Origin of the sequence: Mycobacterium timonense (assembly GCF_025821985.1) — a bacterium.
Classification (GTDB): domain Bacteria; phylum Actinomycetota; class Actinomycetes; order Mycobacteriales; family Mycobacteriaceae; genus Mycobacterium; species Mycobacterium avium.
The window spans coordinates 45090-56253 of record NZ_JACKSY010000002.1 but is presented as its reverse complement, the minus strand read 5'-3'; the positions used below and the strand labels follow the sequence as shown (position 1 = coordinate 56253).

Below are 11164 nucleotides of genomic sequence, written 5' to 3'. Positions count from 1 at the left end.
CCGAAACGGATTTGCTTGAGGTAGTGCGCAACGATGTCTTTGAAGACGTACTGGCCGGATCTCGGCACGATGAGGCCTTTGACGACTTGTTCGTCGGGGCTGCCTTCGCCGGCCCGTTGAGCGAAGTGCCAGAGGACTTCGGCGCCGTCGGTGTAGAGGTCCCTGGAGGCCAGAGCGTGCGGGCCCACATTCTTTAGCAGCCAGTCGATCGATGGTCGGATGCGTTGCATGGGCACGCCGGCGCGGCGAAATGCGTTGAGTACGTAGGCTTCCGCGACTCCGATAAACGGGAGGCGTGCGCGTCCCCGCTCGCGTTCGGGAAACGCGGTGANGATGGGTCCTTTCTTCACGGCNGNGGCGGCGGGTGGGCGGCGTTCGTAACCCTCGATCCACGTCGTCAACGTTGGTCTAGGCACGATGAGGTATCGGGACGCTTCGGTGAGCGTGTACAGAGGCACGTCGAACCGCAGATCGTCTGCTGGCATGGCTGACTCACCTCCGCTCGTCGCTGCCAGTTTGGCAACAACATACGACACGATTGTGAGGTAGTTCGGCAGGCGCCCGGATCACCAAATGGTCAGTGTCGCTCTAATGCCCAGTAGGGCGGCAGCTGTTGCAGCTTCTGGCGGTAGCCCGGTTCTTCCATCTCGGCGAGCTGGCTGTCGCGGCGNTAGTTCGGCAGGCGCCCGGATCACCAAATGGTCAGTGTCGCTCTAATGCCCAGTAGGGCGGCAGCTGTTGCAGCTTCTGGCGGTAGCCCGGTTCTTCCATCTCGGCGAGCTGGCTGTCGCGGCGGTTTGTGTTGGGCCATTGCTTGACGCGGTTGAGTAGCCACTGGTACCAGTCGGTGGCCAGGCCGCCGGCGGTAAGGCCGGCGCGGTATGAGGCCGTGTGCAGGTCGCGCTCCATCGCGTAGCGCTCGGTGATGTCGTCGACAGGTTTGCCTGCTTCGGCGCGGGTTTGTTTTTCGAGTTCTTCCATGTCGTCGAGGCAATTTTTACTGGCCGTGTACCAGGCCTCGAGTGATGCCCGCCAGCCGGCTTTCATGTCTGGTTCCCAGTCGGCGTCGGGCATGTTGGCGACCTCACGGGCGGCGCGTTCCCGGATCTGTTGGTGGTCGACGGCGATGTCGTCGATGGGCCGTGCGGTGGTTTCGATGAGGGCGGTTCGCCAGTCGATGTCGAGGCAGCCTTCCCGGGCACATAACAGCTGCGTGTGCAGCATTGAAGCCTTGAAGATTTGGTAGGCAAGGTCCTTGATGCGGGCTTCAGCTTTAGCGATCTTGCCGGCGCCGTCGGTAGGCATCATGCTGCGATTTTGCCGTATTGGGCAGGTCGACTGCACATGGTGGTGGGTGTGGCACGCGGAGCGCTAGGTGTGGTGTCTCGCAACGTTGGTTACACGGACTTACACCTGTGTGAGACCGCGATTGACCTGGGGCCGTTCTGACCAGAATCTAGTAACTAGTTTCTAGGCAGATTGCGGGTCGCGTTCCTTTGTCGGGTCGAACCAGATCCCGCACTCGGGGCAGTCGACCAAGCCCTCATCGTCCCGATCATCAGGGATCAGCGCACCGCAACCGATGATCGTGTGCGGAGTGCCGTCTTGCTGCAAAGGGTCAGTGGGGCACGCGATATACGCCTGAGTAGCCACAACGAACCGCTGGGGTTGACCCCTGATGGTGGACACCTGACTGGTGGGGCTGTGGGGTTGACCCCTGATGGTGGACACCTGACTGGTGGGGCTGCTGGTCCCGCGGGAAGGATGTCCGTATGTCGGGCAAGCGTCGCAAGTACACCCGGGAGTTTCGGGAGCAGGCTGCTCGCCTGGTGATTGAGACCGGCCGGCCGGTGGCTCACGTGGCGGCCGAGATCGGTGTTGGTGAAGCAGTGCTGGGGCGTTGGGTGCGCCTTCAACGTCAAGCGGCTTCGGGTGGTGATACTGGTGCGGTGCTAGATGCTGATGAACGCGCAGAGTTGGAGCGCCTGCGCCGTGAGAATGCCGAATTACGTTTGGACCGTGAGTTTTTGAAAAAAGCCGCGGCCTTCTTCGTCTCCGAACAACACCGGTAGAAGCCTACCGGGTGATCGAGGCGGAGAAGGCCACCTACACGGTTAAGCGGATGTGCGAGTGCCTGGAGGTGTCGCGCTCGGGGTATTACAAATGGCGCAAATCCCGCGAGCGCGGACCGACCCCGGCACAGCAACGGCGCGCCGAGTTGGACGCCAAGGTCGCCAAGTTCCACGCGGCCTCCGACGGCGTCTACGGCGCCCCGCGCATCCTGGCCGATCTACGCGATGACGGTGAGCGGGTCTCGCGCAAGACGGTGGCTGCCTCGCTGCGTCGGCAGGGTTTGGCCGGGATCTGCCCCCGGCGGTTCGCGCCGGCCACCACGGTGGTTGACCTCGATGCTGCGGTGCCTAAAGACCTGGTCAAGCGTCGTTTCGACACCGGGATCCTCAACCGGGTGTGGACCTCGGATATCGAGCGCCGTGAGGCGCTGTTTGACCGAACGGGGGTGAGAGACCACCGTCGCCGAGTCATCGCAGTGGCGCGGCAGAAGCTGGGGGCAGCCTGATCCGAGGAGGCAACGGTGAGGGTGGGAAGCAGCCCCGACAACGCCGGGACGGCCTGGTACTGCCAGACGGGTTGGGTCCGGCTAGCGAGACGGGAAGGTGTACGCGAGGAACCAGCGGCTGAACGCCTCTCAAGAGAAAAACACCAGCTCCAACCTGGCGGATGTGGGCTGGGCAGCGACGCGCACCCGCCCTGATGGCGGGGAACTCGCGGGCCGGTTGATGTCGCCGGTTCGGGAGGTCACGGTGAAGGTCTGCGGCGTAGCCGTGACGAGGTCGCAGGGGCATAGCTGGGCACCTCACCCGTCGATCGGTTGACAGTGAACACGGGAACCACCGCGCCGGTCCCCGACCCGACCCGGCAGCCCGCCGGGCGGGAGGGGAAGGCAGTCGTCGGCTGATGCCGGTGTGGTGGGGCGGAGGAGCCGTAGTAGTCCGAGGCCGGGAAAGCCGGTCACATGGCGAAGGGCTCCAGCAGGTTCGCGGCAAGTACGCAAACTGTGGAGGTCACTTGTGAATACGAGTGCTTCGTGGCCCGACCCGGATACGGCCGAGCTGCGGGTACGCAGGATGCAGCGCAAGCTGCACCACTGGGCGGTTGATGAAACCGACCGCTGTTTCGATGATTTGTACAACCTCGTTTATGACCCCGCGTTCCTCACCGTCGCGTGGGAGCGGGTGCGGACGAACAAGGGTGCGCGTTCTGCTGGAACCGATGGGATCGCACCGCGGTCTGTCGGCCCGGTGGAGGCGGTCGGATTGCTTGCGCGGCTCCGTCAGGAACTCAAGGAGCGGGTGTTCCGGCCGGATCCGGTGCGGGAGGTGACGATCCCGAAGGCGAACGGCAAGCTCCGCAGCCTGGGTATCGCGACCGTCGCCGACCGGGTCGTGCAAGCTTCGCTGAAGCTGGTGTTGGAGCCCATTTTCGAGGCGGACTTTCATCCGTGCTCATACGGGTTCCGGCCACGCAGGCGAGCCCAGGACGCCATCGCCGAGATCCATCACCTCGCCAGCGGCTCACGGGCCTATCACTGGGTTTTCGAGGGAGACATCACGGCGTGCTTCGACGAAATCTCGCATTCGGCCCTCATGGACCGGTTGCGGCGACGCATCGGGGATAAACGCGTTCTGGCCCTGGTGAAGTCGTTTCTCAAGGCAGGGATTCTCTCGAAGGATCTCGGCTACCGGGACAACGTCACCGGCACTCCGCAAGGCGGAATCCTGTCACCACTGCTCAGCAATGTCGCCCTGTCCGTTATCGATGAGCACTTCGCCGCGAAGTGGAAGGCGCTCGGCTCGGAATGGACACGTGCCAAGCATCGACGCGCAGGAGTCCCGACCATGAAAATCGTCCGCTACGCGGACGATTTTTGTGTCATGGTCCACGGCACTCGCGTTGATGCCGAAGCGCTGTGGGGCGAGATCGCGGCAGTGCTCGCGCCGATGGGCCTGCGCCTGTCGGTCGAAAAGAGCAGGGTTTGCCACATCGACGAGGGGTTTGAGTTCCTCGGCTTCCGCATCCAGCGGCAGCTCAAGAAGGGCACGACCAAGCACTACGTCTACACCTGGCCGTCGAAGAAGGCACTCATGTCCATCACCGAGAAGGTCAGGAATCTGACGCGGCGACACAAACATCGGACGCTGGCTGATCTGTTGCGCCGACTCAACCCCGTCCTTCGGGGATGGTGCAACTACTTTCAGCACGGGGTGTCCAAACGCACCTTCGACTACCTCGACCACTTCGCATGGTGGCGGGTGGTGACCTGGATGCGCAAACGGCACCACGGGCTGGCGTGGGGCGTCTTCCATCGACGGTTCCTGCCCAATTGGCAGATCCGCGAAGGCAAGACGGCGATGTTCCGGCCGCAGAAGGTAGAGGTCACCCGATACCGCTACCGGGGCACGAAGATCAATACCCCATGGACAGCGAGGCCGACGGACATCACTGCACCAGTGGCATGAATCCGTGGAGAGCCCGTTGCGGAGAGATTCGCTCGGCGGGTTCGGAGGGCGGGCCGGGGAAACGGATTGGCAGAAATGCCGACACCGCGCCTCGGTCCGACCCCTACACCTATCTGAGCACGGGTGAGGGCTGGTTGTATCTGTGCGCCGTCCGTGATGGCTGCTCACGAAAGGTGATCGGCTGGGCCATCGACGATTACCTGCACACCGATCTGGTCCAGGCCGCCGTGGAGATGGCTGTGGCGATGCGCGGCGAGCTCGCCGAGCAGGTCGTGTTGCACGCGGATCGCGGCTGCCAGTACACCTCAGCACAGCTCGCCCGGTTCGCCCGCGAGCACAACCTGGCCCGTTCAGCACCGCGGTGTGTTGGGACAATGCCCAGCAGGAATCGTTTTGGGCCACACTGAAAGTCGAGTTCTACGACCGACACCTGTGGCCGACCAAAGCGGCCGCCAAGCTCGCCGTGGGCGATTGGATCGAGCGGGTCTATAACCGACGCAGACGTCATTCGGCCCTCGCTATGATGAGGCCGGTCGAGTTCGAAGACCAACTCACTCAGACGGCACAAGCCGCCTGACCCTGTGTCCACCAAACAGGGTCAAGCCCAGTTTGGAGTGCCCCACGTCGCTAAGGGTGCGGCTGACCAGGTCGTAGTTTGTGCCGCCGCGGTTGATGTACTCCGCAAACAGTGCCATCGAGAGTTCATTGATGGCATCGACTTCGGCATGGGTNGTTTGGAGTGCCCCACGTCGCTAAGGGTGCGGCTGACCAGGTCGTAGTTTGTGCCGCCGCGGTTGATGTACTCCGCAAACAGTGCCATCGAGAGTTCATTGATGGCATCGACTTCGGCATGGGTAGCGTGTTCGCCCGCCGCCAGCTCTTGCAGCCGTTCTGCGGATGTCTCGATGCCGAGATCGGCAAGCCGAGCCGCAAGATGGCGTGCGATGTTAGCGGTCAGAGCCGTCATCGTTCCTTCTTTCATTTGGTACTGCTGGCCATAGGTTTTCGCCGACCGCGAGCTTGTAGCAATGGGAGGCGAGGCGGCCACACACGTCGTAGTGGTAGCGGTAGATCCTGCGTTGTGTGCGATCGAGGCCGAGGTAACGTTCGCGTTGCGAACCGTTCAGGCCAACGGGAACGGTGTCGGTGTTGGCCGTGTAGTCGGCCGGGACCGCGCTGGGGCTTGATGTCTGCATGTCCTGCGTTGTGTGCGATCGAGGCCGAGGTAACGTTCGCGTTGCGAACCGTTCAGGCCAACGGGAACGGTGTCGGTGTTGGCCGTGTAGTCGGCCGGGACCGCGCTGGGGCTTGATGTCTGCATTGGTAGTCAGGGGCGCGGTGTCTGCAAGGCAGACCCGTTTCCCCATCCCCCTTTCAATCCGTGCGTGCGGTTTTCCCGCACACGGCTTACCGATGATCTTCTAGACATGGTTACGCAGCCTTCGGGTAACGGATGGTGCCACGAAGTCGATACAGGCCGTGCCCGTTGAACCACGGCTCAGTCCACTGATCAGCTTGCCCAGCACGAAGGTTGCGGCCCCGCTTCTTAACCATCAAGCGGAACAACCGCCGCCACACGTACCGGTCGATCTGGGTGAACTTGTCGGCGGCGTTGCCGGTGCGAAAGTAATTTCCCCAGCCGCGCAAGATCGGAGTCAGCTCCGCGATGATGACGCGGATGTCTGTCCCGGCGCGGTTGCGGCCGGTGCGGTCGCGGACCTTCTCCCGCAGCCGCTTCATCGCCCGCTGTGACGGCCAACGGTGCAGGTAGTAGCGCACGATGCGCCGTTGTTCCCACAGCCGCCCCGACATGCGAGCTCGGAAGTGACAGCCCAGAAAATCCAGCCCCTCCCGACCCTCCCGTAGGTCGACTACCTTCGTTTTGTCCGGATGCAGCCGCAACCCCAATGACGCCAAGATTTCTCCCACCGCCGCCAAGGCGTGCTCGGCTTGTGCCGCGTTGCGACACAGCACCACACCTTGACGTGCTCCCCGGACTGAAGTCCGGGGATTCCCGCTGGCGGCTTACGCCGCTGTTGGGGTGCTTCCTGCTTCAACACCCACTGCCGCAACGGGTTGCGGTCTTACACGGGCTCCACAGTCGTTTAGTCTCTCTGCCCGCCCGGCAGCGAGAATGACCTTGGCGGCGTTGTGGTCGCGGTCGTGGACCGCCCCGCACTGCGGGCACGTCCACGTGCGGATCTGTAGCGGAAGTTCGTCGAGGCGATGCCCACACCCAGGTGTTGAGCAAGTTTTGCTCGACGCCAACCACCGTGACACGGTGCGCACGGTGCGCCCGTAGTGGTCGGCTTTCTCGCCGATGATCTTCACGAACTGCCCCCACCCGGCATCACTGATTGCACGTGCCAGCCGGCGATTGCGGACCATCCCAGCGATGTTGAGGTCCTCGACGTGGATCACTTGATTCTCGCGAACCAACGCCAAAGCCTGCTTGTGGTGATAGTCCCGCCGAGCACGAGCAACCTCGTTGTGCGCGATGGCGACCTTGCGCCGCGTCTTGGCCCTGTTGGCTGATCCTTTCTGCCGGCGGGACTTCTCCCGCTCCAACCGACGCAACTTGCGTAGTTTGCGGCCCAAATGCTTCGGGTTGCCGATATCGATTCGATGGCCGTCGGTGGTGGCCACCGTGGCCAACCGGGCGATCCCGACATCCACGCCGGCCTCCCGGTCGACTACCGGCAGCGGTGTGGCCGCGGCGTCGACGACGAAGCTGGCGTAGAAGTGCCCGTCGGGTTCCCGGATGATCGTGACCGAAGAGGGCGTCGACGGCAGCTCCCGCGACCAGCGCACCCGCACTTCGCCGACCTTGGCCACAAAGAGCCGGCCGTTGTCGCGGACCGAGAAGCCGTTACGGGTGAGCCGAAACGACTGGCGATGGTCCTTGCGGGACTTGAACCGCGGACGGCCCACTTTCCGGCCGCGGCGTTTTCCGGTAGCCGAGTCGAAGAAGTTACGCCACGCCCGCCGGGAATCGTTGACCGACTGCACCAACGCGACACTGGGCACCTCAGCCAGCCAGACCCGCTCTTCAGTCCTTTTGGCTGCGGTGATCACCCGACGCTGAATCTCACTGTCGGACAGTTTCACCCCGGCCTGATACGCCTGATCCCGGATCCGCAGCGCGTCGTTGAACACCACCCGGCAACAGCCGAACACCCGCGCCAGCATCTCCTGCTGGCCGGGTGTCGGTTCGATGCGATACCGATAGCGCATCTGCATACCCACGACTGTAAGGCGCACCTATGACAACACCGGCCTATCGCCGCGCCCGGCACAGCGTTTCCTTGCTCCACGCCCACCTGGTGTTCGTGACCAAATACCGCCGTGCGGTGTTCACCGATGACATGCTCACCTTCACCGAACACACCATGCGCGGCGCGTGCGACGAGCTCGGCGCCGATCTGGTCGAGTTCAACGGCGAAGCCGACCACGCGCACCTGCTCGTCTCCTACCCGCCCACGCTGGCGATTTCCACCCTGGTCCAGCGCCTCAAAGGCCGCACCGCGTACGCGGTCCGCCGCGAGTACACCGGCGCGTGTGTCCGTGCGCGAATGCGCGGGCACCTCTGGTCGCCGTCCTACTTCGTCGTCTCCTGCGGCGGCGCACCACTATCGATCATCAAGCAGTACATCGACGGCCAAGCGCGGCCACTCTGACCGCCGGGCTACGCCCGGCGACAAACAGGATGGGCTCACCCCGGACTAAAGTCCGAGGCTTGCGCCCAAGAATCCGGTCACCGGCACCGCACCCACTCAAGCCATCACACAGCGGGTAACTTGGTCAGTCGGCACCCCGCCGGAGGTCCGGCATGGGCGCACGGTTTCCCAGCAACCGGGCGTCGGTTTGCGGGCGGCGTGTGCTGCCGTCGCGAGCCCGGCTGACGCTTGCGGCGCCCCGAAACCGATTGATTCCCTGGGGAATTCACCGCCCCCGTATCTTGCCGTTGCGTCACGAGTGGGTGTCAGTTTTCCGCGGAAAACTGATACCCGCTTGGCTACTTCAACAATTTCCTGAGCTGAGTGACGAGTGTCCGAGCTCCTGTATCGCCAAGCTGCTGGTGCAATGCAGCGGCCAAGGCGTTCGGTTCGGTATCGAACTTCCGCAACGCCTTTGTCACCGACCGCAGGTTCGGCGCCGACGCCTCGCTTGCAGGCGCTGGTTGTCCAGTCCCCTCCCCCACTTCATGATTGCTGTCGCCGTCACGTCTGTTTCGGTCGCGGGTCGCGTTCCACCGTGCCACCTGCTGCTCAAGTGGCACGCGCGCAAGCGAACGTGCCTCCCGAATCGCGAGATCGCCTCTGCGAGTGGCTTCCTGAAGGTCTGGTGTCAGGTTGAGCAGCGCTCGCCTATGTGAGACCCACGTCTTACTCTTTCGGAGGTGTTCGGCCGCAGCGTCGGCGCTGCCGAACTCCTCTACAAGCTTCTCGACGGCCTTGGCTTCCTCGATGACATCGAAGCCGGAGCGATCGACGTTCTCGGAAATAATCGCGGTGAGCAGTGTTGCGTGGTCTTTGGCCAACTCGTCCTTGATGACGACGTCGAGTTCGGGCCGGCCGAACTTCTGTGCGGCCGCTAGGCGGCGGTTGCCGATGATGACCACCCAGCGCGCCGAAATCGTGGCTTGCGGATAGATGTTCTGAAACGCACCCCGGGTGACAACCACGACCGGCTGGAGTTGGAAATCGACGATTGATGCCAGTTCGTCTAGGTCGCCGAGTGAATCGCGGGGGTTGTATGGGTTGGCTACCAAGTCTCGTAGTGGCACCGATCGGGACAGTCCCGATCGTGGCGTGACTACCGGTACATGCGCAGAGCCGTCGACTGACGAATTGTCGCCGACAGCGTCAACGAGGGCATCGAATGTCTTAACACCGCCGCGTCCCATTAGCGGGCTCCTACCATGTTGAGTTCGTCTGCGAGGTTGTAGTAGTCAGCCGCCGCGTTGGCGGCTGTGCCGGTCTTCTTGTACTGGGTGACCACGATGCCCTCGTTCGAGGCATTCGTGTGAATCTTGTAGTGGCGCACCACCGTGTCAGCTAACGGCCATCCCTGTCGGCGAATGAAGTTCTGTGTTTCCAACAGCCAGTGCTCACCGTCTCGGGGGTCCCAGTCGTTGATGAAGACGCGGTAGGGAATGTTTCGCGGTTCGAGGAGCTTGCGGATCGTCCGTGCGGTCGGGTCGAAGCACATTGGGGCGGGCAGGATGGGCACGATCGCTTCGTCGGTGACGTCCAGGACGGTCCTGAGCGCGTCCGCGGAGTATCCGTCGCCGAGACCATCCCCGCAGGAATCCGGGTCAAGGTCGAACCACCCTGCGGTGTCGACGTACACCTCGGCGATGCCGGGGAGATTGTTGAGCTGCCTTAGCCACTCGAGGGGATCGTCGTGTGCTTGGACGAGATGGAAGGGGAGTGCGTCGACTCGGTTGGCCCACCATTTCGCCGAGCCCTGCGGGTCAATCGACACTGCGGCAACTGGCGAGAAGGCTTGCGGGTCGAGGTCGGCGGTCAGCGTTTCGGCTCGCACTGCTGCGAGGTTGACGGTCGCTGTGCTCTTGCCGACACCGCCTTTTTGGTTCAAAACAGTGACAACTCTAGTCATAGGGGAGAGGGACCTTCGTGTTCTTCGACCGCGATCGCGGCCTACGGGGAACAGGCAGCCAAAGACTACGTCCGACACACTACAACCGGCCCCCGACACGCTGAATTCTGCGCAACAATTGACCAGTTTTCCGCGGAAAACTGCGTGACATGGTGCACCTGCGCAACGCCGCCCCGAACGCTTGCTAGGACCAGGAGTTGCGTCCGCAGACTGCTGTGACCTGCATTTATCGTGTTCAGGCGAAGGTAGTTTTCCGCGGAAAACTGCATCTGCTGTCGCTTGGGATCGGACCGCGAAGATCTCGCTGCTGTGGCGCCAAAGCGCCGCATCCCAATGGAACCTCTAACTGCTTGTACTAGCGTTTCCGAACAAATTTCCCCGCGCCGGCGGGCAGGCCGCAATGTCGGCGCCACCGGGCCACCGAGCGGTTCGAACGCATATGCGCTATGCGCTCTGACTGCCACGCTGACCGGCCCCGCGCCGGCGCCCTCAACTCGCTTCGCCCACGTCGCCTGCGGCACCCGCCGCGCAGTCCCTCGATTGCGGTTAGGCCACGTGCTATCGCAGAGAAATCGCGCGAGTCCAACGATGGGATGCAACGGCAGTCGATGTAGGCCTCGGCGCGTAGATCCGCTACTTCGGCGGGCCGCCCCGCGCGTCCCCTTGCGATCGATGATTCTCCGCGGGTCGGCTCGGGGCCCACCGCGAACGCAATCGATGTGGTCGCGTCTACCGAGCTGGGCAATAATGCATCGACCCCTTGCGAGCGGACCATGCGCGCGTACCAGCTTTCGCGTACGTCGGGAGACCGGCGGTTCGGCGGCGGCAAGCCAGTCGGCGTGGCCGGGGCTTCTCCAGGGCTCGAGTTCTGTGATAGCGGCCCGGATTGCGCGCAGACCGGCCGGAGATCCTGTCACCGTCTTTGCCATCACTAAACGATAGCAACGAGTGCTAGCGCCAGGCTACAGGAGCTGGCCGAGTGGACGGTGTCGGGCCAAATGCGC

The 11164-nt window shown here is 63.2% G+C and carries 10 protein-coding genes and 1 pseudogene; 5 read left to right on the top strand and 6 right to left on the bottom strand.

The genetic code is table 11. From position 1 onward, the window contains the following. Together H7I87_RS00275 and H7I87_RS00270 are read right to left on the bottom strand one after the other, a co-directional pair. Positions 1 to 485 (bottom strand): Rv2018 family toxin-antitoxin system antitoxin (locus H7I87_RS00275; RefSeq protein ID WP_264002497.1); only part of this gene is annotated, 485 nt, incomplete at its 3' end. 217 nt (positions 486 to 702) lie between these two features. After that, positions 703 to 1308, bottom strand: coding sequence for a hypothetical protein (locus H7I87_RS00270; RefSeq protein ID WP_063967132.1), 606 nt, complete (start codon positions 1306 to 1308; stop codon positions 703 to 705). Positions 1309 to 1772: 464 nt separating this feature from the next. Here H7I87_RS00270 and H7I87_RS00265 point away from each other — a divergent pair, with 464 nt between their 5' ends. The 4 genes and pseudogenes from H7I87_RS00265 to H7I87_RS00250 form a co-directional block, all read left to right on the top strand. Further along, positions 1773 to 2072, top strand: coding sequence for a transposase (locus H7I87_RS00265; RefSeq protein ID WP_081264589.1), 300 nt, complete (start codon positions 1773 to 1775; stop codon positions 2070 to 2072). 11 nt (positions 2073 to 2083) lie between these two features. Next, on the top strand, positions 2084 to 2578 hold the full coding sequence (locus tag H7I87_RS00260) for an IS3 family transposase (protein ID WP_063967133.1): 495 nt from the start codon (positions 2084 to 2086) through the stop codon (positions 2576 to 2578). Positions 2579 to 3146: 568 nt separating this feature from the next. Further along, positions 3147 to 4538: a group II intron reverse transcriptase/maturase gene (gene ltrA, locus H7I87_RS00255; RefSeq protein WP_276016219.1), complete on the top strand. Its 1392-nt coding sequence runs from the start codon at positions 3147 to 3149 to the stop codon at positions 4536 to 4538. Positions 4539 to 4645: 107 nt separating this feature from the next. Further along, positions 4646 to 5115, top strand: a pseudogene (locus H7I87_RS00250) (IS3 family transposase); the annotation flags it as partial. 854 nt (positions 5116 to 5969) lie between these two features. Here the strand turns inward: H7I87_RS00250 and H7I87_RS00245 are convergent. Together H7I87_RS00245 and H7I87_RS00240 are read right to left on the bottom strand one after the other, a co-directional pair. Beyond that, positions 5970 to 6467 (bottom strand): group II intron maturase-specific domain-containing protein, encoded by a 498-nt coding sequence (locus H7I87_RS00245; RefSeq protein ID WP_244179184.1) that lies wholly within the window; start codon positions 6465 to 6467, stop codon positions 5970 to 5972. 96 nt (positions 6468 to 6563) lie between these two features. Then, positions 6564 to 7778 (bottom strand): RNA-guided endonuclease InsQ/TnpB family protein, encoded by a 1215-nt coding sequence (locus H7I87_RS00240; RefSeq protein ID WP_081225270.1) that lies wholly within the window; start codon positions 7776 to 7778, stop codon positions 6564 to 6566. 23 nt (positions 7779 to 7801) lie between these two features. Here H7I87_RS00240 and tnpA point away from each other — a divergent pair, with 23 nt between their 5' ends. Continuing rightward, a complete protein-coding gene (tnpA, locus tag H7I87_RS00235; RefSeq protein WP_062904734.1) occupies positions 7802 to 8215 on the top strand; it encodes an IS200/IS605 family transposase in 414 nt (137 codons plus the stop codon). 338 nt (positions 8216 to 8553) lie between these two features. Here tnpA and H7I87_RS00230 read toward each other — a convergent pair whose 3' ends face one another. Both H7I87_RS00230 and H7I87_RS00225 read right to left on the bottom strand, forming a co-directional pair. Further along, entirely contained in the window at positions 8554 to 9444 is an 891-nt protein-coding gene (locus H7I87_RS00230) for a ParB/RepB/Spo0J family partition protein (RefSeq protein ID WP_045374722.1), read from the bottom strand. Beyond that, the gene (locus tag H7I87_RS00225) at positions 9444 to 10160 is read right to left on the bottom strand and encodes a ParA family protein (protein WP_045374720.1); all 717 of its coding nucleotides are present in this window, start codon (positions 10158 to 10160) and stop codon (positions 9444 to 9446) included. The genes H7I87_RS00230 and H7I87_RS00225 overlap by 1 nt, the downstream gene beginning before the upstream one ends. Positions 10161 to 11164 lie beyond the last annotated feature (1004 nt).